The organism is Chitinibacter sp. S2-10 (assembly GCF_046530675.1).
Taxonomy (GTDB): Bacteria; Pseudomonadota; Gammaproteobacteria; order Burkholderiales; family Chitinibacteraceae; genus Chitinibacter.
On the sequence record NZ_CP172558.1, the window covers coordinates 31,300 to 55,733 of the forward strand.

Below are 24,434 nucleotides of genomic sequence, written 5' to 3' on the forward strand. Positions count from 1 at the left end.
TCGCTAATCCTCTTAGTACGAACGCGTTTTGAGCGCGATCGTGTCAACAGTCAATGGTTTCATATTGACCGGTTTGTATTTAAGCTCGTTACCTTCACGATGCCACAGCGTGTGTTTCAGCCAGTTCGCATCGTCACGACCGTTTGGACGCTCTGGCGTGTCTTCGGCATCGTCACGAACGTGCGCGCCGCGCGATTCTTTACGCGCTTCGGCCGAAATCATCGTTGCTTTGGCAACTTCGATCAGGTTTTCCAGCTCCAGCGCTTCAAGACGTGCCGTATTGAAAGTCTTCGACTTGTCGGCAATCACGGTGTTTTTGACCATGGCTTCAACTTCGAGAATCTTCGATACGCCTTGTTTGAGCATGTCGTCAAAACGGAATACACCGCAATGCGCCTGCATCGTGCGCTGCATTGCCGTGCGCGCGTCGTTGACGTTGGTGCCTTCGCTCTGGTTATCCAGACGCGCAACGCGGGCGACTGAGCGCTCAACGTCTTTCATCGCCAATTCAGGCAAGTCTTTCGGCGCGTTCTTGATGTAATCGATCATGCTATTGCCCGACGATTTACCGAACACCAGCAAGTCGAGCAATGAGTTGGTACCCAGACGGTTAGCGCCGTGTACCGATGCACACGCCACTTCACCGGCGGCGTAGAAACCTTGAACGATTTGATCGCCAACCACGACTTCGCCTTTGTAGTTGGTCGGAATACCGCCCATCTGATAGTGGCAAGTCGGAACAACCGGAATCGGCGCCTTGATTGGATCAACACCAGCGAACTTGATCGAAATTTCACGGATGCCCGGCAATTTCGACATGATCACTTCTGGATCAAGGTGGGTGATGTCGAGCAGAACGTGGTCTTTATTCGGGCCACAGCCACGACCTTCGTTAATCTCGGTCACCATCGCGCGCGAAACAACGTCACGCGAGGCCAAATCTTTCGCGTTTGGTGCATAGCGTTCCATGAAACGCTCGCCTTCCGAATTGCGCAAAATACCGCCTTCGCCGCGCACACCTTCGGTAATCAGCACGCCCGCACCAGCAACGCCGGTCGGGTGGAATTGCCAGAATTCCATGTCTTCAAGCGGAATACCTGCACGTGCAGCCATGCCCAGACCGTCGCCAGTATTGATAAAGGCGTTGGTTGACGACGAGAAAATACGACCCGCACCGCCAGTGGCGAACAAAGTTGCTTTGGCCTGGAATACAACGACTTCTGAGGTTTCCATTTCCATCGCGACAACGCCTTGCACATTACCTTCTTCATCACGAATCAGGTCGAGCGCCATCCATTCAACGAAAAATTGCGTATTAGCGCGGACATTGCGTTGATACAAAGCGTGCAACATCGCGTGACCGGTACGGTCAGCGGCAGCACAGGCACGGCGAACTGGTTTTTCACCGAAGTTGCTCATGTGGCCACCGAAAGGACGCTGATAGATCGTGCCATCAGAGTTACGGTCAAACGGCATGCCGAAGTGTTCCAACTCGATCACGACGTTTGGTGCTTCACGACACATGAATTCGATGGCGTCCTGATCACCCAACCAGTCCGAACCTTTTACCGTGTCGTACATATGCCAGTGCCAGTGATCTGGCTCAGAATTACCCAATGAAGCCGAAACACCACCTTGCGCAGCAACGGTGTGCGAGCGCGTCGGGAATACTTTCGACAGGACTGCGGTTTTCATTCCCGCTTCAGAGAGCTGCAAGGCAGCGCGCAGACCGGCACCACCAGCGCCAACGATGATGGCGTCAAACTTGCGAACAGGCAGCGTCGCAATATTAATAGATTCGCTCATGCGACACCCCACACAACTTTAACCATATAAATCAAGCTGCCGAGCAACCACAGCAGCGTCAGAACGTGCATCGTCAGGCGAAGTCCAACGTGTTGGAGGTAGTCCATCCAGATATCACGCAAACCAACCCAGGCGTGCCACAACAAAGCCAAAATCGCGATCGTCGTGCCGATTTTCACCGAAGCACACGCAAACAGCGCTTGCCATGCTTCAAACGAAGCACCGTTAGCGCAGAGAATGAAAGCCACCACGCCAATCGTGTAAACCAGCATGATGACCGCAGTCACACGCTGAACCAGCCAATCGCGCAAACCATAGTGCGCGCCCACTACATGACGTTTTACCATGTGATTGCTCCAATAATAACGGTCAGCGTAATACTCACAGCCATGACGATTTTCGCAGTCAGGCGAGCTGTTTTCAGATCCACGCCTTTATGGATATCCATCATTAAAAAGCGGATACCGGCACAGGCGTGGTGCAAATAAGCCCACAGTACAGCCAGCAAAAACAGTTTGGTTACCGGATGCGCAATGCACTCCTTGAATGCAGCGAAACGCTCTGCACTCGATAACGAGCCTTCCAGGGCATAAAGCATGAAAGGGATTGATAAAGCCAACAGTGCACCACTAATACGGTGCAAGCCTGAAACAATAGCGGGCAAGGGAAACTTGATGACCGCTAAATTCAGATGCTTAGGGCGTGCTTTTTGCATGCGCTCATTTCCTCTGTGTTAACCAAACGAAGTTTTACTTAAAACCAATACTACTTTTTAACAAACTGACCCACATCAATGGGGCAACATTAAAAACCTTGCAAAATCATGCATCGCTAGGCCGAATGAGCCGGTTCAAAAGCCAGTTGTTCGGTCTTTAACCAGGCCACACTCCAGACCTGCGGCTTGCCGGAAAAATCTTTCGCCAATCGCACCAGCTGCAATAGTGGCTCGTTGAGCTCAACTTGCAACAGCCTCGCCTCGGCTGAACCGGCGCTCACCGCCCGGTAGCGCGTTTCACCATCCTGCAAGCGGACGCCAAAATCGCGCCAACACAACTCTCGTAAATTACCCTTCAGCTCGCGAATCCGGCGCATTTCCAATTCCGGAAAATTAGCCTCAGGCAATAACAATTCTTCCAAACCAACAATCTGCCCCGCCACCCGCAACAACCGCCTTACCTGCCACAAGGCTGCGCCACGGCGCAAACCCAGAATTTCAGCCAACTGTTCTCCGGCATGAATTCGCACACAGCCGAGCAATTCAATTTTGGCCGTTTCGCCCTTAGGGTCAGTCAACAGCGCAAAACGGCCGCGCATCAGAAAGTCACTCATCCCGGCGACAAAAGTACCAACACCCTGGCGACGATACAGAATCGAGTCGGCCACCAGTGCATCGAGCGCCTTGCGAACCGTGCCCTGACTCACGCCAAACCTGCGCCCCAGCTCGATTTCGCTAGGCAGACTTTCGTCCTCTTGCCATTCACCCGCTTCGACCGCGGACATCACCTCGCGGATGACTTGTTTATATAAAGGTTGAGCTGCCAGTTTTTTCATTACGCGCTTTTTATCATGTTGCGAACGCAGAGTCTATCACGTCTTATATAAGACATAAGATGCGACACTTTTTAGCCAGCAAAACCGTCAGATTTTTCCACAAAAAGCCACAGCGTGATAAACTCGCTTTGCTAAACATCAAGGCCTTACAGAAAAAGTTGTGCTGCAAGGCACTTTGAATCAACCATTGAAAGTCTTTTTTGTTGTCGTAGGCGATAGTCGCCGCTACTCGGAGTCGTTCTCAAATGTCGCAAATGAAAAAACCTGTACGCGTTGCCGTCACTGGCGCGGCTGGCCAAATCGGTTACAGCCTGCTGTTCCGCATTGCCTCTGGCGCGATGCTCGGCCCGGATCAACCCGTTATCTTGCAATTGCTGGACATCACCCCATCATTGCCGGCACTGAACGGCGTCGTGATGGAACTGGACGACTGCGCATTCCCATTGTTGCAAGGCATCGTACAGAGCGACGATCCTGAAGTTGCGTTCAAAGACGCTGACATCGCCCTGCTCGTTGGCGCGCGTCCACGCGGCCCGGGCATGGAGCGTAAAGACCTGCTCGAAGCCAACGGCGCGATCTTCACGACCCAAGGTAAAGCACTGAACAAAGTTGCTAGCCGTGACGTTAAAGTACTGGTTGTTGGTAACCCAGCGAACACCAACGCTTACATCGCAATGAAAAACGCGCCGGATCTGAATCCTGCCAACTTCACTGCGATGATGCGTCTGGATCACAACCGTGCACTGACTCAAATCGCTCAGAAAACCGGCAACGCCGTGACTGACGTGAAGAAAATGATCATCTGGGGCAACCACTCAGCGACTCAGTATCCGGATCTGTTCCACGCCGAAGTCAAAGGCGCAAGCGCAGCTGGCCTGATCAACGATCAGAAATGGCTCGAAACCGAATTCATCCCGACCGTACAGCAACGTGGCGCGGCAATTATTAAAGCGCGCGGTTTGTCTTCTGCCGCTTCTGCAGCTAACGCAGCGATCGACCATATCCGTAACTGGGTACTGGGCACTCCGGAAGGCGACTGGGTTACCATGGGCGTTCCAGCCAACGGCGAATACGGTTACGAAGACCTGATCTACGGTTACCCAGTAACTTGCAAAGATGGCAAATACACCATCATCCAAGGTCTGGAAATCAGCGAATTCAGCCGCGCGCGCATGGACGCGACTGCGAAAGAATTGTCTGAAGAGCGCGATGCTGTTAAACATCTGATTGCCTAAGTTTTTGGCTTTCAGCACACAAGCCCATCATCACGATGGGCTTTTTTTTCGTCCCGATTTCTTCAGGATCGTCCCACAGTTGAGCAAAGCGGCCGTGTTAGAATAGCGTTTTGTTTTTCATCGTCGGCCACGTTATGCCTTATTTAGCCATTGATACTTCCAGCGAACAGCTCTCGCTCGCCATCACGAACGACTCAGACACGCTTGGCTCAAATATTGTTGCGCGCGAATGGCACGTCGGACAGAAGCATGCCGAATTGACGCTGCCGTATTTGCGGCAATTACTCGACGATCATCAGTTGACGATGTGCGATATTGAAGGTGTCGCCTACCCCTGCGGACCTGGCTCGTTTACCGGATTACGGATTGCCTGCGGCATTACGCAAGGGCTGGCTTATGCGCAGAACATCCCTACCATGGGTATATCGACACTGGAAGCACTGGCAGAGGCTTGTGGAGCAATACGTGCCTATGTATGTATAGATGCCCGGATGAATCAGGTTTATTGCGCAGCGTTTGAACGTGACGGACAAACGTGGAAAATCGTCCATGACGCTCAGGTTTGCAACCCGGAAGACGTTCCGCAACCAGAGGGTAAGGACTGGTTTGGTATCGGCACCGGCTTTAGCAGCTATGCTGACGCGCTCAAGGAACGGATCGGTAGCCATTTAAGCCAGATCGACGCCAACCGCCAGCCGCACGCCCGCGAAATTTTGCAACTCGCACTGCCCCGCTTTGCCGCAGGCCTAGGCAAGCCAGCCGAAGAAGCCAATCTGGTTTATTTACGCGACAAGGTCGCACTGAAAACCCACGAGCGCTTGCAAAAATGAACTCGCAGCCCGCCCAGCCCTCCTTTAGCCGCCTGAGTGATATTCATGTCGCTGCGCTGGCTGAACTTGACGACGCGACTAATCCGCATCCGTGGAGTGGCAAGCAATGGCTAGACTCGCTATCGCAACATGAATGTTTCGGCGTCTGGCAAGTTCAGGGCAATGAAGCGACGCTGGCTGGTTTTATCGTTTGCATGGCGACGCTGGATGAAGCTGAAATTTTGCTGATCGCCGTTGCACCACAGCACCAGCGACAAGGTTTGGGAACCCAATTATTGCAGTACGCAGAAACGACGCTGGCGCGTGAAGGCGTTCAGAAATTGTTTCTCGAAGTCCGCGACAGCAATGTCAGCGCGCGCGCTTTTTACTGCGCGCACGGCTGGCAAGAAACAGGCCGACGAAAAAACTACTATCGCTGCGAGCCGGAAAATGGCCAAAATCGGGAAGACGCCATTTTGTGCAGCAAAACTTTGACACTGACCGAGGCACCGCAATGAACCGCCGCGCACTGATTCTGAACGAGCTGGGGCTCAACCCGGTCTGGGTGCGGCATGAAGTGTTGGCGCAGATGCAGGCTGACGAATCGACACAGGCCGAGCTGACCGCGGCCAGCGTAGCGCAAAGGTCCGACTCAAACACCGCAGCGCATCACGCTCACCGAGAACCTGATCCGCATTTCAGCCCGATTGCACAAGCCGCGCACCAGCGAATGGACGAAACCATCGCCGCAGCGCCGCAAAACATTGCGCAAAGCGCCAAAGGGCCGTCACAGGAAGCTGCAGCAATCCATCAGGTACTGAAAGCACGCAATACGCCAAGCCGGATTCAACACGCACAGCCGGTCGCAACCCCAGCCGAAACCAATGACGAACGCAGCCGCGCGATCATGCAAATGGATTGGGAACAATTACAGGCTGCCGTTCGCGAATGCACTGCCTGCTCACTATGCCAGACGCGAACACAAACGGTATTCGGCGTCGGCCAGCCGGATTCGGCGCTGATGGTCGTTGGCGAAGCACCGGGCGCTGACGAGGATGCGCAAGGCGAGCCTTTTGTAGGTCAGGCTGGCAAGCTGCTCGACAATATGCTCGCCAGCATCGGCCACAAGCGTGGAGAACAGGTGTTTATCGCCAATGTACTCAAATGCCGCCCGCCGGGCAATCGCAACCCGCAGCCCGATGAAGTGGCGCAATGCGCGCCCTTCCTGCAACGCCAGATCGAGCTGATCGCGCCCAAAGTGCTGTTTGCCAGCGGTCGCTTTGCCATTTCCAGCCTGCTGAACGACGATGCGCCGATCTCGGCGCTGCGCGGCAAAATCCACCAATATCGCAAATTGCCGGTCGTGGTGAGCTACCACCCCGCCTACCTGCTGCGCAATATGCCGGATAAGGCCAAAGCCTGGCAGGATTTGCTGCTACTTAAATCACAGCTTGATCAAGAATGAATTCGCTTAAATACATCGCGCATTATCCCGCGCCGCTGATCGAACAGGTGCAGGCGCTGATCGACTCCAACCGGCTCGCGCCGCATCTGGCGAAAAAATACCCGGCACGCCATCAGGTGCAGACCGATAAGGCGCTGTACGACTACGTCAGCGAATTAAAGTCCGAGTTTTTCCGCAATGCACCAGCGCTGGCCAAGGTGGGGTTTGACAGCAAAATCAGCGTCATCAATCACGCGCTGGGGCTGCACACGCAAATCTCGCGCGTGCAAGGCGGCAAATTAAAAAGCAAAAACGAAATCCGCATCGCGACCCTATTCAAAAACACACCGCCCGAATTTCTGAAAATGATCGTCGTCCACGAATTGGCGCATCTGAAAGAAAAAGACCATAACAAGGCCTTTTATCAATTGTGCCAGCACATGGAACCCAACTATCTGCAATATGAATTCGATCTGCGCCTGCACTTGACTGTGCAGGATTTGGGCTTGGCAAATAAAGCGGATTAGCGATCTATCTCATGCTTCATCAGTAGGAGCGGCTTTAGCCGCGAATATATCGCACGATTTACAGTGTCTTCGCGGCTAAAGCCGCTCCTACGAATAGCGCTTTGATGATGAGCTGAGATGGCTAACTAATCAGGAAACTTGAACAAGTATTTCGCTGCAGAGCCTATCAATATTGATCTGCAGTAAAATACCCTAACAAAATCAAGCCAGCGGCCCGACATCCATTCCATCGTAACTACGCAGGCCATGCTGCGCGGCAAACGCCTCTAGCTCGGCATTGCGCGCGAACAGCGTCGCCGTGGTATGCACTTCGGCTTTTTCGACATGCAGCATAAAATACTCATCCTGCCCGTCATCGAGCTGCGGAATAAACAAATCGACAAAGGTATAGCCTTGCGCTTCGAGTAGCGGAATCACGTCGGTGAGCTGCTCATCTTGATCAGCAGTAAAAAAATAACCCCACAACAGCGGCGCGGATAAATTCCAGTCGGTGTTGTCACGGATGCTGGCGAACATTTCTTCGAGTTGGGCTAGGGTGATCATGTTTTAATCTCTTAAAGAGGATCGATAATACAGAAATATAACTCAAAACTATAAAATCGGCTTTTTAAACACCTCTTTTAACAATCTTTTATTCTTAACAAAACCTTCGTCTGACATTTCTTTGGATGAAATTAAATACTTTCTTGCTCGCTTGGCAATTAATGGATTGTGCATCACGGCCAAAGTTCGAATAAATTCTTCATCAAAATTCTCATCATCAATATGCATCACTAATAATTTGTCTGGTGAAATTGCCATAGAAATTAGATAGATTGGCCATCCATCACTCGCTCCATTAACCAAAATAGGATAGTCACAAGTAATAAAGTGATCCTTTCCATCCGGCAGCTGTATAGTCAACCACCTCATCCCAAATAATGTTGCTACACTCTCTGATTTACATATTTCTTTAACCATTTCTAAGAGCACCACATTGTTTGCAATAGCTTCAACATCAACAGTCTTTCTAATTTTATCAAGAACACTTACATTCCATTTATTAGCAACGGCCAATTCAAACAAACTCTGCGCAGCTATTGAACTCGCATATTCTATATTTTCATCAATGCGCTCTGGATTCCTTTTCAAAATAGAATCTACAAATAAACACCACACACACCTTTCTTCACAAGTCAAAGATCCAACCCCATTTGCAAGTATTTTATCCAAAATCAGACTTACATCAGAATCTATCCTTGAAAAGAATTTATTCTCTATGTCATTAGAAATACAAGCAGCACCATTTAATAACTCAGGAATTATGGAATACAAGCCATTTCTAAACCCTATAGATCTAGCTGACTTATGGCCAGATAAAACATCACCGTGCTTTGTTAAACAATGAAGCCAAAATGCCGATTTACCAGATAAATACCACTTTTTGAAGTAAAACTGTGGAACATAGTGATGTCGCTGCATGATCAAAACTATTCCTTTCTCAATCAAATCAAATCAAATGCACTGGAAATTACTTTGTATTTACCACCGCACCGCGCACTTCAAACCTCACTTTCTGTACCACCTTCCCCTGCGCATCGCGCAATTCGAGCTGATGCCTCCCCGGCCATGGGAACCATTTGGTTTGGTTGCCGCGGCCGATTTGTTTGCCGTCTAGCCACCATTGCGCCCTCGCAACACCTCGGGCGCGGAAGACCATGCGCTGATTGTTTGGTGGCACGTCGGGGTCGAGTGCGAAGATGCTGCCGTCGAGCGGCGCGATGATGCCGGGCGCTTGGTTTTTCTCTGGTTGCGTTTCGGCGACGATCACTTCTCGCTCGGTGCCAGCCAGAAACCATTCTTTGCGAGTCGCTTCGGTCGGGTTTTGGGATACGTCATCTTGGTAGCGCACTTGGCGGCTGGTGACGCCTTTCGGTGGTGTCGGCGCGCGTGAGGCTGGCGCGGATTGCTGGGCAAAATCGAGCACCGCTTGCCACACCGGCGCGGCACCGTGCATGCCCGAGACATCCCACATCGGCTCGCCGCTGGCGTTGCCAACCCAGACGCCGACGGTAAACTGGCGCGAGAAACCCACCGTCCAGTTGTCGCGCATGTCTTTGCTGGTGCCGGTTTTCACCGCGCTCCAGTAGCGGGTCGATAGCGCGCTTTCCAGCCCGAAGGTGCGCGAGCGCGCGGTGCGATCGGACAGAATATCGGCAACGATAAAGCTGCTGGCCGGATCGAGCATGGCTTTGGGTTCCTGTTTCGGTTTGGCGGCGGCCTCGGCCACCCTCCAGCGCGGCGCAGACCAAGCCCCGCCATTGGCGAGCGTCCGATAGGCGTTGGTGAGCTCGATCAGCCGCACATCGGCTGCGCCCAGCGCCAGACTCGCGCCGTAATAATCGCCATCCTGCTCCAAGCTTTTCATCCCCAAGGCATACAGCCGATCACGCAGCGCATTGGGGCTGACCATTTCTATCGCGCGCACGGCGGGCACATTGAGCGAAGCGCCCAGCGCGGTGCGCACCGAGACAAAGCCTTTGAAATCTTTGGCGTAATTTTGCGGCGCGTACAGCCCGCCGCCGGTTTGCAAAGCGAGCGGACTATCGTCGAGCAGGGATGCTGCGGTCAGGTATTTTTTTTCGAATGCCAGTTGGTACAGGAATGGTTTTAAGGTTGAGCCAGCCTGACGCAGCGCGGTGACGCCATCGACGTCATACGCGTTGGATGTGGCGGCGCCCGCCGAGCCGACCCAGGCCAGAATATCGCCGCTGCGATTATCGAGCACGATCAGCGCGCCGTCTTGCACATTGCGTTTGGCCAGCGCGGCCAGATGGCGCTTGAGCACTGTACTGGCGTATTGCTGCAGCGGCAGCGACAGCGTGGTTTTTACCGTGCTGCCCGCGCTGATTTTGTTTTGCGCGATCAGCTTGCGCGCAAAATGCGGCGCATCATTTTCGGCCAAAGGGTTGGGCGCTTTGCTGCGCGAGATGGCGATTTCGGTATCAACCTTGATGCTCGAACACGCCACCTGCCGCCCCAGATCCTGCACAATTTTGCACGCGCGGCTGGCGACGCGATCAACGCTGGCGTTCGGCCCGCGTATTAGCGCGGTGGCAATCGCCGCCTCGGTGACATTCAATCCCGCCGGCATTTTGCCAAACAGCGTGTGCGATAGCGCCGCCAAACCAACAATCTCGCCACGAAAACTGACTTTATTTAAATAGGCCTCAAGGATTTCGGCCTTGCTCCACTCGCGCTCCAGCCAGCTTGCCGACCACGATTGACCGACCTTTTGCCACACGCTGCGGCCCTGATTACGCGCCTTTAAGTCTTCATCAAGCAGGCCAGCGAGCTGCATCGTAATCGTTGAAGCACCGCGCGTTTTGCTATTCCAGACATTGCCCCACGCGGCTGCGGCGACGCCCGACCAATCGACGCCGCTGTGCTGGTAAAAGCGTTTATCTTCGGAGATCAACAAGGCTTGGCGCATCGCGGGCGAAATATCAGACAAGGCCACCCAATCGAGCTTGCGCGTTTTCATGTCGACACGAATCCGCTGTAATGGCGCGCCTTGGCGATCGAGCAGCAGCACATCGGACGAGCGCCATGCGGCTTTGACTTCTTTAAAACTGGGGTTGGCCCAACTGGCCGACGAGAGCAAAACTGCGCAAAGCGCGCAAACAAAACACTTCATGCAAAATCCTGAGAGCAGATTCGCTTTAAGTTCCCCCCTTCGACGAAGGGGGGTTAGGGGGGATTTGGCACTGCTTGAGCTTCTTTGACGCTTGAAATATCGTCAAATCCCCCTCAATCCCCCTTTTGCAAAGGGGGAAGCTAAAGTCAAAATCCTTAAGTAAATGGCACTGCCTCTTAATGCTGCTGTATCACAGAGGTAGACCCACCAACACGACGCGAGTGGGTGCCTTAGATTACTTCGCAGCCACCACCTTCACCGTCGCATTCGGCAATATGCCAAACACATCCGGCGCATACATCGCCTCAACACGCGTTGGTGGCATTTGGAAGGTGCCGACGTTATTGAGCCGCATTGTGTATTCCACCTTCAGGCCACCACGCGGTACATAGCTGTAGAAGGCGCGGTAGCTGCTGAAGGTGCGCTCGACGTAGTCAGCATAGTCGCCACCGTTCGTGTCCTTGCTGTCAATCGCCGAATCACGCCCAAGGCCGCTGCCCTGTATCGTCGCGCCTGCCGGAATCGGATCGTTCACCACCACCCAAGTCATATCGGCCTGCGCGGTGATATCGAGCACCACTTTCACCACATCGCCCGGCTGGTATTGGCCTGCGACTTTCTGGCTCACCGGGGTGATGGTTTTTGCAATGCTGTAACCGGCGTAGCGCGGCGCTTTGAGTACCACCGCTGCGCTGGCCTGCACCGTCGCCCATGGCTCGCCACTACCGCTGTGTTTGATACTCAGCGCGCCCTTGCCCGTCGGCCATGGCAGCAAGCCTAAGCTTTGTACGCCGTCTTTCGGCCAGTTCAGACTCAAGCTTTGCCCGCCTAAAGCCGCGCTGGTCGCGCCCGTCACCGGCGTGTTTTCAAACTGCCGCGAGAATGCGCCGACTGCCAGCGTACCCCACAAATTGGCCGTCGTCGTTTGCCAATGGCCTTTGCTTTGCCGCGCCAGCAAGCCGGTCAGCACGCGTGGCATGTCGGCTTGCCAATCCGGCAGATTACGCGTCACGAGAATCAGCTTGGCGGCGTTCACATCGGGGCTGCCCATCAGCCACCACGCCACATCGTCGCGCTCAGTGCTAAACACCATGCGCGTGCCTTGGTAAGTGAGGCGCGCGCGCAGCAGATTGCTGGCCTCGGTGACTTTGGCCGCTTGGTTAGCAATACCTTTGGCGCGATTGAGCAAGGACAGCCAATCAACCAGCATCGCCGTGCTCATTTTTTGCGGGTTCAGCTCTACCACATCGAGCATCGCAGGTTTGAACATGCCATAGCGCGCCAGCACTTCCATCGCTGCCAAACGACGTACATCAGCATCTTGGCGATTGTAGGGCAGATCGCGCTTCAGGCGACCTTCAACAAAGGCCACCAAAGCGTTCAGCATGCGCTGACGCGGCGCATCGGGGATGGCTTCGCCGGCCTCGTACGCAACGGCCAATAGATAGGTAGTCAGGGTATCGCTACCAAAGCGAGATCCAGATTCGCTTAGCGGCCAATACCATGCCAGACCATCATTATCCAGATACAGCGGCAGCTCGGCCATCAGCTTTTGCCAGCACGCTTTATCACCCAGGCCCAGCGCCACCGACGTGCGCTGCTCTAGGCACGAATACGGGTATTCGCTAAACCAGCGGCGCACGCCCGGCAGCTCGTTGCCGAGCTTATTTTGCAGTGCGACACTAATGCCGCCACGGCCAGCCAAAGCATTCGGCGGCAGCACTACCGGAATTTGCAGCTCGCCACCGCTCACGCGTTGCAGCGTGGCTTGCTCGACGGTGACTGGTACAGCAGGCTCAACTTGCTGCGTAGCCGCGAGTTTGTCGGCAGCTTTTCCATTAACTTCTTGTACCGAAAATACCCAATCGAGCTGTTTCGCATTGTTTGGAATCGTGATCGGCCAGTTGATAAAGCGTGCTTCACCAGCAGGCAACTCGACTTGCTGCGGATTCAGCCCTGCAATACCGGAAGCGTTGGCCGTGACTTTGACGCTCATCTTGCGCTCGCTGCCATTACGCAGCGTAATGCCCGCGGCGAGCTGATCGCCCTCGCGCACTACCGGCGGAATGCCGGAAGTCAGCTGCAAATCCTGCCGCACGACAAAGCTGCCCTCACCCGTACCAAACTGATCGCTCCCCACATCAGCGACCGCAACAAGGCGGAATTTGCTCAGCGCGTCGTTAATCGGCACTTTGACTTTGGCCGTGCCGTTGGCGTCGAGCACCACGGCGGGCTGCCAGCTCAAGAGGGTATCGAGCAACTCGCGCGTCGGCGCTTTACCGCCACCGCCGCCCGGTGGCAGGGCTTTGCGGCCGTAATGGCGCTTGCCGACCACTTCAAGCTGCGCGGTCGCCATTTCTATGCCAAAACTATGTCGCTGATACATGGCCTGCAGAATATTCCACGAGGTATTGGGCTGCAGCTCAAGCAGCGCCTCATCTACAGCGGCAAACACCACCTCAGTACCTGCAGGCGCGGGTTTGCCGTTGGGCAATTTCACCTTGATCGTGACATCAGCGGTTTCACGAATGCCGTAGGTCGCACGCGCAGGCGTTACTTCGATCTGCAGCCGTTTGGCCGCATCACCGACCTGAATTTCGGCCACGCCATATTTAAAGGCTGGGCGCGATAAATCGACCATAGACGTTGGCGCGACATAATCTTTGCCCTCGTTCCAGTACGCGCTCCACCATTCGCCCGGCGTTTTCCAGCCCCAAGTAAAGAAGGAGTACCAAGGCACATCGCGCACGCGGCCACGCACGGCGAGCACCGACACGTAGACATTTGGCGTCCAGTTGTCGGCGATTTTTAATTCAAAACTCGCGGTTTTGCCCTCCAGCTCAACGACGCGCGTTTCCAGAATGCCTTCGCGCTCAATGCCTATCCACGCGGTGGCTTTGCGGAATGGCATCCGCACCTGGAATTTGGCCATTTCGCCGGGCGCATAGCTCGGTTTTTCGGGAATCACGTCGATGCGATCATTATTGTCGGCATCAAACCACAGCTCGTCGTGCTGGCTGACCCACACATCCTGCGCGCTGCGCACGATATTGCCCTGCTCGTCTTTCACTTGCGCAATCAGCTCCATATTGCCCGCGTCTTTAAAGCTGATTTCGCAGAACACCAAGCCTTGCGCGTCGCTGGTTTCGCTACACACTTCGCCTTTGTCGTCGATTTCCTCGCTGTTATCCCAGGCATAAAAACCACCGACCAGACGTTTGCGCGCGCTCAGATATTTGCGCTCGCGCAGGCTGACGGTCACGTCCTTGCCCTTGGCGGGCTTGCCATTGGTATCGAGCACCACGGCTTTGAGCTGCAAGGCTTTGCCAGTGCTGATCCAGCCCTCGACGCTCAGCCCCACTTGCAATGCGGCAGGCCACAGCGCAATCCGGCGCGTAATCGTTTGCACTTCACCGTTCGGGTCGCTAAACGCCATTTCGCTGACCAGATCGTAGCGGCGATCTATCGCAGGCAGATTGGCCACTTTGGTTTTGCCATTGCCATTAGCGTCGAGTACAAGCGCGGCTTTGTCGAGCACCACTTTGCCATCGAGCGACTGATTTGAAGGATTTGCAGGCGTTTTTTTATCTTCCGGCACGCGAGGCGGCGTAAAGGAATACAGCTCGTAATTTTTCGGTCTCTCGTAGCTCTCGGCCAGCATCGCGCTCACTTGGACTGGCCAGGCTTTGGCTGGGCCGCCATTGCCCCAGGCCAGCGATACATTCAGGGGTATTTCTTTGGCAGCTATACCTGCTGCTTTTTGCGAAGCAATACCCCCAGTCATCACCGGCAGGCGGAATGCTTCAACGCGGAAACTGCCGCTTTGCAATGAATAGCCATCAAGCTCCGGGCTGGCTTTATTGCCGCTATCGGCCTTGCTGCGGCTGCCCTTGCGCTCCAGATACAGCGAGTAGCTACCCAGCTTGGCCTGCTTCGGGATGGCAAAACTCGATTCGGCGTAGCGATCTTTGCGCCAGCTCAGCGGCAGATTGATTTCGTCGCCGCTGCCATCGTGCACAATCCGCACTTGCTGCGGCAATTGCCCGCTTGTAAGCAAAGCCAAACCTTTGCTGCCTTTCAGCCGCAGGAAATGCTTCATCGACACGGTTTCACCGGCGCGCAGCAAAGTGCGGTCCATCACGCTGTGCGCCGTGATATTTGAAGTTTCATCGTAATAAGTCGGGTATGGAAAGCGCCATGATTCGATGCCGCGATTCCAGCCCGAGCGAACAAAGGACACATCGTCATTCCCGTTGGCGTCTTTGCCGCGGGCGGTGACAAACAGGCCATCGAGCTGACCGCCATGGCACTCACCGGCGTTGAACGCCTGATTGATCAGCACCATGCCCTGCGCATTGGCCTGCCCCGACCACAACGATTTGCCACTGCAATCGTAAATATGAATCGCCGCATTGGGCACGGGCCGCGCCTTATCCAGCGTCGTCACCCAGACTGCGGTGTTTTCACTCGACTGCTTTAAATGCACGGCCATATTGGTGACCAGCGCGGCGGAGCGCACATACATCGGCTTGTTCTCGCCCAGCAGCGCCTTGCCGAGCAATTGCGACGACACTTCCAGCACGTAAAAACCCGGCTTGGGCAGCGGCACGCCGACCACTTCAAACGGCCACTGGCCATTGGCCTGCCCCGGCAGTTTGATCGGCTGTGCTGCGGCCTCTTTTTTCAGCAAAGACAGGCGACGGGATTGAACGTCTTTTTTGCCAATGGTGATCGTGGATTCGTCGTATTCAATCACTTTGGCCAGCCAGCGCATCATGCTGGCGTCATCGCCCACGCGCAGCGATTGGCCACTCAGTTGCACCGACTGGATTTTCAAATCGCGCTCGACACCGCGCAGCGTAATCGGCAAGGCCGCATCGCTGCCCGACTCGATAATGCCAAACGGCGCAGCGGCAAATTTGGCCAGCGGCGGGTAATCCGAGGTTTTGACCGTCAGCGGAAAACGATCCGCGTTCACCAGCTCGCGGCCCACTTCATCGGCAAAATCAAACGGCAAAGCCAGCTTGAATTCGGCCAGCGGCGCAAAAGGCGGCGCAAAGCTGATTTCTTCAACCGGCTCGCCTTTATTGTATTGATCCGCCTTGGGCGAACGCTCGCCGCCCTCGCCCTGCATGCGAATCGCCTGCGCCAGTTTGGCCGGAACAGGCGAGCTAAATTTCAATGTCATCGGCTTGAACGGAATGCAGGCACCCTTTGCATTTTCGCGCTGGCAGCTTAGCGTAGCGCGAAACGGCGGGCGCACGCTAAAGTCGAAGCGATCCGGCTTAGCATTGCCGCGCAAATGCACCAGCGTCAGCTTGCTATCGGGTGCCAGACGCTGGGCGCAACGCACGGTAGCGATGCTGGCCTCGCGTTTCTCCAGCCCCAGATGGCGGAGTATATCGCTACGCTCCTTGCTGGATAAGGCCTCTACGGGTATACGTTCGGGTGAACTACTCGACTGGCAATACAGTGTCTCAAGCGCCTCTGCCGGACTATTAAATTGCAAAACAAAAGCCTGATCTTCCTCGATCAATCCTTCGGCAGGCCAGTGGCGCGTCACGATAGGCTGCCCGGTGTAAAAACGGTAGCTCAGATTGGCAGGCAGGCTATTACCTTTCAGGTCTTTCCAGCCCGCCTTGGGCGTAAAGCGGCAATCGGTGTTGGCTGGGGGTTTTTGCTGCAGATCGAGCACCCAGGTTCTATCGTTCACCCAATGGCTCTTGCCTTGCAAGGCGCAATTAAAACTGAATGGCGCAGGCGCGGCGCTATTGCCCAGCGCGATCACCGGCGCATCAAAACTGACCCGCACCTGCGTCAGTTGCTTGATTTCACCCTGCGGACTAAAGGTGGTGACCGTAGCTGCCTGAGCGGTGGTATGAGCGGCAGCCAGCAGCAGGCAGGCGGCCAGCGCAGCATTGAGTGATCCGGACATTGATCTTGCTCCCATTCAGACAAGTCAGATGCCCTTGCCCAATTAACTTTCAAAAATTTGATGTTAATTGTATTGATCCAGAAAGCTTTAGGCGAGACATTTGACTTTGCAGAGTCTGGCGTAATGGCGAGCAACAGGTTAATGAGTCAAATGGAACGGATTTCTTACGCGCAACGATCAATACCCACCGTGGTATTGATCTGCAAATATTATTAATAAATAGCTACAGAGCAATACCCAAGATTAAGCCAAGGTATTGGCCGGATCATCCATTTTCGGCGGGGTCATTTCCGGATCAGTGCAGACCCGGTTACGTCCGGTATTTTTGGCTCGGTACAAAGCGCGGTCTGCGCGCATCATAAATGGCGTGATGTCTTCATCAGGGTCAACTCTTTCGGCGATCCCGACCGAAATGCTGACTGAAATAAGCTGCCCAGACGAGGTTCTGATCAAACGATTTTCTACGGTGTTGCGTACCCGCTCAGCCACTTCAATCGCTTGTGCCAGGCTGGTTTCCGGCAGCAGGATGGCAAACTCCTCGCCCCCCAACCGGCCAAGCAGATCTTCCTGCCTTAATTCACCCTGCGCCGCACGGCAAACTTCTTTTAGCACCAGATCGCCCGCTTCATGACCAAACTGATCGTTTACTTGTTTGAAATGATCCAGATCGAACATCAGACACGACATCGTTCGCTGGTAACGCAAGGCGCGCGCCATTTCCTGCTGCAAATGCGCCATGAAATAGCGGCGATTGGCGACATTGGTCAGAAAATCCATATTGGCCTGCTCGGTCAATTGCTTGCCCATGATCTCCAAAGTATGCAGCGCCCGCAGCATTCGCCACAAACCAATCAGCCCCAGTAGCGTCAGTGTTCCGCCAAAGAGCAGAACATTGCGTAATCGGATTTTCCAGCTGGCGAGCACATCATCGGTTGCCGAGCTGACAATCACCACCAGCGGAAACTCGGGCACACTGGCATAGGCGACAATTCGCGAGCGGCCATCATAAGCGCCCGATTCGACCTCCAGCACCCCCGAAGATTTTTTAGCTAGCTCATGCTGCCATACCTGACCTTGCGCAATTGATCGACCTGCCGCATTTTCATTGGGAATCCTAAACAGCACCGTGCCGTCCCGATGCGCGAGTAAAATCGTTCCTCCTCTGGTTCTGCCCACATCAAAAGAGCGCTCAAAAACGCGGTTTTCCAGCACGGCAAAAATGACGGAAATGTCATTGGGATTGGATCGCAGCGGATACGAAATCGGCAAACCCCAGTGTCCGGTCACACGCCCTCGCACTGGCTTGCCAATATAAAACCCCCGCGTTGCCAGATTATGCTGAGCACGGACGTAGTCACGATCCGCCACATTCGCCAGAGGCTTGTCGCCCGTTTTCCGTAAATAAAACAGGCCCCCCTCCTGCGAAACCAGCCGGATATCGGCCAAGTAACCGGTTTTGGCCTTGAAAGCATCGACCAGCCGCAAAAAATCCGGGTCGGTGCGTGGATCGGAATAGGGATGAACGACAAACCACTGATCGGCAGAAATCAGAAAATAGTTCAGAAATGAAAACAGATTGTACGTCTGCCCTTCGACCGCTTTGGCCAGCCGTTCGAGTACCCGTTTTTCGGACTCGATCACCGCCTCTCTGGACGACTGCATGAAATAGCCCAGCGAAGACCATAGCGCGATCAGTGACAGCGTGATACTGGCAATCGTCAGGCGTCTAGCCCGCTTGATATTGACGTTCGAACCCAACTGCATCGCCGCCCCCGCAAAGGCATTTCTCGGCCTCATTGACCCGCGATAATAATGAGCATAAAAAATCGCCCAGCTTAAGTTTCACTTAACACAGTATTGTTTTAATGGCTCCTGAAACACAAGCACACACCAAGGAGCCTTACCATGAAACTGGTTACATTGACCGCCGTTGCCGCTTTAACCCTGTCGTCTTTGACCTTTGCGTCGGCAGATTGTCCGAAACATCCGAAAAATGAATGGCTGAAAGAAGCCGATGCCAAAGCCAAAATCGAGGGCATGGGCTACAAGATCAAGAAATTCAAAGTTTCGGGCGAATGTTATGAAATTTATGGTCATAACAAGGAAGGCAAAAAAGCCGAAGTGTATTTCGATGCCAAGACACTGGATATCGTGAAATCCGAAATCGACTAATGGGTATACCCATGCAGGTCAATATCATATTGGCCTGCATCAATATACCTGTTATGGAGCATCATTATGAACAAGATTAAAGTCTGGGATCCGCTGGTGCGGATCATTCACTGGTCGCTGGCTTTGGCCGTACTGGGCAATTTTCTCAATGAAGAAGGCGATTTGTTGCATCGCTGGGAAGGCTATGCCGCGCTCGCTCTGGTCTTGACCCGGATCATCTGGGGCTTTGTCGGCAGTCGGCACGCCCGTTTCAGCGACTGGTTTCCCACTCCGGGGCGATTATTCCCCTATCTGCGCGATCTGCTGCGCGGACAAACTCGTCGTCATCTCGGCCACAATCCGGCTGGCGCCGTCATGATGCTGTTTTTGCTGGTGATGGTCATGGGTCTGGGCGTGAGCGGCTATCTGATGGGCACCGACGCATTTTTTGGTGAAGAATGGCTAGAAGAAATCCATGAAGCCATCGCCTATATATTACTGACCGGCGTCGGCGTGCATGTACTGGCCGCGATGATCGAAAGTTGGCGACACAAGGAAAACCTGCCCGCCGCAATGATCCATGGCTATAAACGCCCACTGGATCAGCACGAAAACGATCACATCATGGATTCTCATTAATGCGCTTATTACTGGTCGAAGACGACAGACTAATCGGAGAAGGCATCCAGGATGGGCTGATCGACGCCGGTTTTACCGTTGACTGGTTGCAGGATGGCGAAGCGGCAAAAATGGCGCTGTCGACACGTGATGACTTTGACCTGATCGTGCTCGACATTGCCCTGCCCCGCCTGAACGGTTTGCAATTATTGAGCTGGCTGCGTGGGCAGCAGCGCGACATTCCGGTCTTGTTGCTCACCGCCCGTGATGGCATTGACGACCGGATTGACGGATTGAATGCCGGTGCCGATGATTATCTGGTCAAGCCTTTTGCGCTGGGTGAATTACTGGCGCGTATCCATGCCCTGTTGCGCCGCGCGCATGGTCGCAGCGGCAACACGCTGAGCTGGCGCACGGTGCAGCTCGATCCGATCCGGCAAGCTGCAACGCGGGATGGTCATCCGCTCTCGCTCACCGCGATGGAGTTTCGCCTGCTGCATGTGCTGCTCGCCAATACCGCCCACTACCTGTCACGCTACCAGCTGGACGAAAAGCTCTATGGCTGGGGAGGCGATATCGAAAGCAATACGCTTGATGTGCATTTATCTCATTTGCGCAAAAAACTGGGCAGCGATGCCATTGAAAATGTACGCGGGCTGGGCTGGCGTATGGGCAAGGAATAAGCCATGCAAAGCGATCATTATTGGCAACGCTTGAAGCAGCGCTTTGGCCAGTCGCTGTTATCCAGACTGACGGTTCTGATCATTCTGGCGACTTTGCTGTCCTGGTCCGTATTCAGCGCAGTCTTGCTGCATGAGGCGCGCAAGGAGACTACCGAGCTGCTTGATAAACAGCTATCCGCTTACACCGATATGCTTTGGCAAAATCTGGGTGATGAGGACGATTTGAGCGCAGCCCAAACACCACATCAGGCAGATCACTTGCGTCTTGCCTTTGCGCTTTATAACCATCAGCAACTGCTGCAAGCGGGAAACCTGTCGGGCATCCCCTATCAAAATACAAAGCAATCCGACCCGTACACCATTCGGGTCGGCGAGCAGGACTGGCGCATCTGTGTGCGTCAGGATAGCGAGCGCCAGCTGATCATTGCCGAGCCGCTGAAAAATCACCAGAAAATTGTCGCCGAAATTCTGGAGCACCTTGGCGAAACGGCTGCATTTGCGCTGCTATTGCTGATTCCGCTGTTATTGTTCGCCATCTGGCGCGGCCTGCAACCTCTGCAAACGATAGGCCGGGAGTTGTCGCAGCGTGCGCCGGACAATCTGAGCGCTTTGCAGCTCGAAGTCCCCAGCGAAATTGCCCCGCTGCGTGACCGGCTCAATGAATTGTTTGCACAGGTCACCGCCACACTGGCGCGCGAACGGCGTTTCACTGCCGATGCCGCGCATGAATTGCGCACACCACTGGCTGGGTTGCGTTTGCAAATCGAGCTGGCGCAATCTAGCCCGCGCGAGGAAACCCGCCACAAGGCGCTGGGCAAAGCGCTCGAAGGCGTTGACCGCACCAGCCGACTGGTTGCGCAATTGCTGGAAATGTCGCGTCTTGAGCATGGCCAGTTACCCGAGCTCAGCCCGCTTGATCTGGCCGAACTGGCGCGTCAGGCACTGCAGGATGCAGGCATCGACGCGACACAACATCTACGGCTTGAGCAGGCGGTGCAGATTCGCGGTCACGCGCTATTACTCAATCTCTTATTACGCAATCTGCTTGATAATGCCCGGCGCTATGCCGGTGAGCAGGCGCAAATCGATATTGTGATTGGCGATCACCAATTACGCGTGCTGGATAATGGCCCGGGAGTCAGCGAGGAAACATTGGCGCGGCTGGGAGAGCGCTTTTATCGGCCATCCGGCCAAAGCCAGCCTGGTGCCGGGCTGGGGCTGTCCATCGTGCGGCGTATTGCGCAGTTGCACAATGCCACAATCAGCTTCGGCAATCGGATAGAGGGCGGATTTGCGGTGAAAATCGATTTCTCTCAGACAAATCAGAATTGATGCAGCCGAATTAGCAAGGGTATATCCACCAAAGCCAATTAAAATGTAAACCACAAGGCAATACCACATTGGGTATACATTAGCTCGCACCAAGCCAGATAACCAGCGCACCAAAACCGGCAAAAGCCGCAAACGGCAGCAGCCAGAACAAACCGGCGTAGCGTGATGCCAACTCAACGCGGTATTGTTCGGGGTGTGCCGGATTGTAGTAAATCATCCGTTTTGACCCCAGCGATTGCTGTGCAGCCAATTCGGTGGCGTGGTTGGCATTATTGGCTGGCAACCCATGCTTTGCGCTATAGCTAATGCCCTTCACCATATAGTGATAATCCAGCACACAGGCATAGCTAACCGACAAGCCTGCATGCTCCTTGCGCGGTTGCTCACGAACATGCTTGGCAACTTCGACCGCTTGCAGCTCGGCACTGGTTTGCGGCCACAACATGGCAGCCTGATCTTCACGCACCTTTCTCAGCGCGATGGGAATAAAAATAAGACCGATCAAAATAAAGACCGCGCCAATCACCATCAGCCAAGTATTGGGGCTCATCAAATCCAGCCTGATCCACTCGAATTGAAAGTTCATTCCCGGTATTTCCTGTGAAGTCATGATATATGATATGCAATTTGAATTATGACGTAAGGTATGCGTTCATTACTATCAGCGACATAGCTCTACATGGCAAAAAGCACATCAAGCCAAAATACTCAAATGGAAAAAGACTCACCCCCCTCCTGATAATCAGCTGACATTCTTCAACTGCGCCCAATCCAATTCAAACCGCGCCAGATATTTGCGTAGCCGGTCGGCGTCGTTGCTTTTGGCTTTTTCCTGCCGCGAGATATTGAACAAGCGCCGCCCGGCGTCGGAGAGCGAATCGGCGGCCTGGCACACCTGAATCACTCGCTCCAGCTGCAGCCGGTCAAACAGGTCAAGCTCGCTGGCACGCTCACCCAGCACCGCATCGACCACGCCCGGCGAGCTAACTTGCCAGGACAGGCGCAGCCGATCGATTTCCTCATCGGCCTGCGTCAGCGTAATGCGACCATTTTCCGCCAGCGTCGCCATCCGCGTCACTGCAGCAGACAGCTCGCGAAAATTACCCGACCATTTCGCGTCTGACGAAGCGGCAAATTTCAGAAAACGCTGTCGAGCTTCCGAATTAAATCGCACTTGCTCGCCGTGCTCTTTGGCAAAGCGGAGCAATTCAAAATCCAGATTGGGCTCCAGATCTTCGGCACGATCAGCCAGCCCCGGCAGCTCGTACAGCCATAAATTAATCCGCGCGTACAAATCCTCACGGAATCGGCCCTCTGCTACCCACTGCTTCAAATCGCGCACCGTCCCGGCAATCAGCTGAAAATCGCTGGCGACTTCTTTATCGCTGCCAAAGGGGAAAAAGCGCTTTTCCTCGATCGCCTTGAGCAGCATGGCTTGCTCGTCCAGCCCCAGCTCGCCAATTTCGTCCAGAAAAAGCAGCCCGCCGTCAGCGCTGCGCAGCAAGCCTGCGCGCTCGGTTTGTGCGCCGGTAAATGCGCCTTTGACATGACCGAATAAAGTCGACATCGCGCTATCGCCGCGCAGCGTGGCGCAATTGACCTCGACAAAACGCCCGTTGATTTGATGGCGTGCCACCTTCATTTCGTAAATCCGCCGTGCCAGAAACGATTTGCCTGCGCCCGTTGGCCCGCAAAGCAGAATCGGCGCTTTCGAGCGGATGGCAACGCGTTCGATCTGCTCGATCATCCGGTTAAAGCGCGGATTGCGTGTGGCAATGCCTGATTTTAAAAACGACACCGCTTCGTCGCGCACCTGGGCAAAGCGGCTAGAAATTTTGTTGTAACGCGACAAATCCAGATCAATCAGCGTGTATTTGCCCGCCACGCCATCGGTTTCGCGCTTGCGCGGCGGCGAAGTCTGCACCAGCCGCGCAGGGAAATAACGCGCCTCGGCCAGCAGAAACCAGCAAATCTGCGCCACGTGCGTGCCGGTGGTGATGTGGATCAGATAATCCTCCATCTCAACATCAAACTCATAGTTGCGCCCAAAATCGTGCAGACAGGCATACACCTCCTCGAAATCCCACGGATCGCTCAGATTCACCTCAACACTCACCACCTCGGTTTCGGGCGACACCTGCGCAATATCCTGCTTCAGGCGCTCGAACAGGCTTTTGCTGCGGCTATCGTGCAGTAGCTCGATCCGGTTGATCAGCAAATCATCGTGCTGGCATAAGCCGATTGTTGGCCGCCATTTCTCCCAACGCTGACTACCCCGCCCGGCAAAATCCAATACCGTGCCAACAAAGCCAAACACCACTGTGCGCTTCATAAGTTTATCTTTTTAGATAAATAACGATCTTATTATATCGCCATTTTAAGACCAACCCAACCCGGAATTCCCGTAAAAATCCAGACAAATAAAAATATTTTCATTAAAAATCATTAACTTGAATAAATTCAACATCCAGAAATCCAGATTGGCACAGCCGTTGCTACTAATTAGCCATGCAGATCGGCTCTGAACGGCAACAGGCAGCGGCTCTCACCCCGCTCCGGTACTGCTGGCGTATCGCCAGTGGGTATACCGCCCGATGATCTCCTGCATGACGGTGATGCAATGGTTTGCGTTATCCGGGTTCGATTCCCGGTTCACCACCTCTGGAT

At 54.2% G+C, this 24,434-nt stretch carries 20 protein-coding genes; 9 read left to right on the forward strand and 11 right to left on the reverse strand.

All coding sequences use genetic code 11. The features are described from left to right. Window positions 1-12 precede the first annotated feature (12 nt). The 4 genes from sdhA to ACG2XO_RS00140 all read right to left on the reverse strand — a co-directional run bounded on the left by sdhA (window position 13) and on the right by ACG2XO_RS00140 (window position 3,357). Complete coding sequence (gene sdhA, locus ACG2XO_RS00125; RefSeq protein ID WP_410498820.1) at window positions 13-1,806, reverse strand: succinate dehydrogenase flavoprotein subunit; 1,794 nt, start codon at window positions 1,804-1,806, stop codon at window positions 13-15. Then, entirely contained in the window at window positions 1,803-2,153 is a 351-nt protein-coding gene (gene sdhD, locus ACG2XO_RS00130) for a succinate dehydrogenase, hydrophobic membrane anchor protein (RefSeq protein WP_410498821.1), read from the reverse strand. The genes sdhA and sdhD overlap by 4 nt, the downstream gene beginning before the upstream one ends. Further along, a complete protein-coding gene (gene sdhC / locus ACG2XO_RS00135; RefSeq protein WP_410498822.1) occupies window positions 2,147-2,521 on the reverse strand; it encodes a succinate dehydrogenase, cytochrome b556 subunit in 375 nt (124 codons plus the stop codon). Before sdhC ends, sdhD begins: the two co-directional genes overlap by 7 nt. Before the next feature lie 116 nt (window positions 2,522-2,637). Next, the gene (locus ACG2XO_RS00140; RefSeq protein ID WP_410498823.1) at window positions 2,638-3,357 is read right to left on the reverse strand and encodes a GntR family transcriptional regulator; all 720 of its coding nucleotides are present in this window, start codon (window positions 3,355-3,357) and stop codon (window positions 2,638-2,640) included. A gap of 254 nt (window positions 3,358-3,611) precedes the next feature. On the opposite strand from ACG2XO_RS00140, the gene ACG2XO_RS00145 reads away from it, so the two are divergent. The 5 genes from ACG2XO_RS00145 (at window position 3,612) to ACG2XO_RS00165 (ending at window position 7,372) form a co-directional block, all read left to right on the forward strand. Continuing rightward, window positions 3,612-4,592, forward strand: a complete 981-nt coding sequence (locus ACG2XO_RS00145; RefSeq protein WP_410500275.1) for a malate dehydrogenase — start codon at window positions 3,612-3,614, stop codon at window positions 4,590-4,592. A gap of 134 nt (window positions 4,593-4,726) precedes the next feature. Further along, the gene (tsaB, locus tag ACG2XO_RS00150) at window positions 4,727-5,422 is read left to right on the forward strand and encodes a tRNA (adenosine(37)-N6)-threonylcarbamoyltransferase complex dimerization subunit type 1 TsaB (protein ID WP_410498824.1); all 696 of its coding nucleotides are present in this window, start codon (window positions 4,727-4,729) and stop codon (window positions 5,420-5,422) included. Then, the gene (rimI, locus tag ACG2XO_RS00155) at window positions 5,419-5,919 is read left to right on the forward strand and encodes a ribosomal protein S18-alanine N-acetyltransferase (RefSeq protein ID WP_410498825.1); all 501 of its coding nucleotides are present in this window, start codon (window positions 5,419-5,421) and stop codon (window positions 5,917-5,919) included. Before tsaB ends, rimI begins: the two co-directional genes overlap by 4 nt. After that, complete coding sequence (locus ACG2XO_RS00160; protein WP_410498826.1) at window positions 5,916-6,866, forward strand: uracil-DNA glycosylase family protein; 951 nt, start codon at window positions 5,916-5,918, stop codon at window positions 6,864-6,866. The genes rimI and ACG2XO_RS00160 overlap by 4 nt, the downstream gene beginning before the upstream one ends. Then, window positions 6,863-7,372, forward strand: a complete 510-nt coding sequence (locus ACG2XO_RS00165; RefSeq protein ID WP_410498827.1) for a M48 family metallopeptidase — start codon at window positions 6,863-6,865, stop codon at window positions 7,370-7,372. Before ACG2XO_RS00160 ends, ACG2XO_RS00165 begins: the two co-directional genes overlap by 4 nt. A gap of 201 nt (window positions 7,373-7,573) precedes the next feature. Here the strand turns inward: ACG2XO_RS00165 and ACG2XO_RS00170 are convergent, their stop codons facing one another. The 5 genes from ACG2XO_RS00170 to ACG2XO_RS00190 all read right to left on the reverse strand — a co-directional run bounded on the left by ACG2XO_RS00170 (window position 7,574) and on the right by ACG2XO_RS00190 (window position 18,747). Next, on the reverse strand, window positions 7,574-7,915 hold the full coding sequence (locus ACG2XO_RS00170) for a ribonuclease E inhibitor RraB (RefSeq protein WP_410498828.1): 342 nt from the start codon (window positions 7,913-7,915) through the stop codon (window positions 7,574-7,576). Between the two features lie 48 nt (window positions 7,916-7,963). Next, window positions 7,964-8,833: a DUF4238 domain-containing protein gene (locus ACG2XO_RS00175; protein ID WP_410498829.1), complete on the reverse strand. Its 870-nt coding sequence runs from the start codon at window positions 8,831-8,833 to the stop codon at window positions 7,964-7,966. Window positions 8,834-8,882: 49 nt separating this feature from the next. Then, window positions 8,883-11,048, reverse strand: coding sequence for a penicillin-binding protein 1C (pbpC, locus tag ACG2XO_RS00180; RefSeq protein WP_410498830.1), 2,166 nt, complete (start codon window positions 11,046-11,048; stop codon window positions 8,883-8,885). Window positions 11,049-11,283: 235 nt separating this feature from the next. Further along, window positions 11,284-16,983 carry an alpha-2-macroglobulin family protein gene (locus ACG2XO_RS00185; RefSeq protein ID WP_410498831.1) on the reverse strand — a complete coding sequence of 1,900 codons (5,700 nt, stop codon included), beginning with the start codon at window positions 16,981-16,983 and terminating at the stop codon, window positions 11,284-11,286. A 243-nt stretch (window positions 16,984-17,226) separates the two neighbouring features. Continuing rightward, on the reverse strand, window positions 17,227-18,747 hold the full coding sequence (locus ACG2XO_RS00190; RefSeq protein ID WP_410498832.1) for a diguanylate cyclase: 1,521 nt from the start codon (window positions 18,745-18,747) through the stop codon (window positions 17,227-17,229). A 141-nt stretch (window positions 18,748-18,888) separates the two neighbouring features. Between ACG2XO_RS00190 and ACG2XO_RS00195 the strand changes: the two genes are divergently transcribed. The 4 genes from ACG2XO_RS00195 (at window position 18,889) to ACG2XO_RS00210 (ending at window position 21,767) form a co-directional block, all read left to right on the forward strand. Further along, window positions 18,889-19,155 (forward strand): PepSY domain-containing protein, encoded by a 267-nt coding sequence (locus ACG2XO_RS00195; protein WP_410498833.1) that lies wholly within the window; start codon window positions 18,889-18,891, stop codon window positions 19,153-19,155. A 66-nt stretch (window positions 19,156-19,221) separates the two neighbouring features. Further along, window positions 19,222-19,773 (forward strand): cytochrome b/b6 domain-containing protein, encoded by a 552-nt coding sequence (locus tag ACG2XO_RS00200; RefSeq protein WP_410498834.1) that lies wholly within the window; start codon window positions 19,222-19,224, stop codon window positions 19,771-19,773. Then, window positions 19,773-20,435, forward strand: a complete 663-nt coding sequence (locus tag ACG2XO_RS00205) for a response regulator (RefSeq protein ID WP_410498835.1) — start codon at window positions 19,773-19,775, stop codon at window positions 20,433-20,435. The genes ACG2XO_RS00200 and ACG2XO_RS00205 overlap by 1 nt, the downstream gene beginning before the upstream one ends. 3 nt (window positions 20,436-20,438) lie before the next feature. Continuing rightward, a complete protein-coding gene (locus tag ACG2XO_RS00210; RefSeq protein WP_410498836.1) occupies window positions 20,439-21,767 on the forward strand; it encodes an ATP-binding protein in 1,329 nt (442 codons plus the stop codon). Between the two features lie 79 nt (window positions 21,768-21,846). On the opposite strand, the gene ACG2XO_RS00215 is transcribed toward ACG2XO_RS00210, so the two are convergent. Both ACG2XO_RS00215 and rtcR read right to left on the reverse strand, forming a co-directional pair. After that, window positions 21,847-22,353, reverse strand: a complete 507-nt coding sequence (locus ACG2XO_RS00215) for a DUF3592 domain-containing protein (RefSeq protein WP_410498837.1) — start codon at window positions 22,351-22,353, stop codon at window positions 21,847-21,849. Window positions 22,354-22,509: 156 nt separating this feature from the next. Next, window positions 22,510-24,099 (reverse strand): RNA repair transcriptional activator RtcR, encoded by a 1,590-nt coding sequence (gene rtcR / locus ACG2XO_RS00220; RefSeq protein ID WP_410498838.1) that lies wholly within the window; start codon window positions 24,097-24,099, stop codon window positions 22,510-22,512. Between the last annotated feature and the right edge of the window lie 335 nt (window positions 24,100-24,434).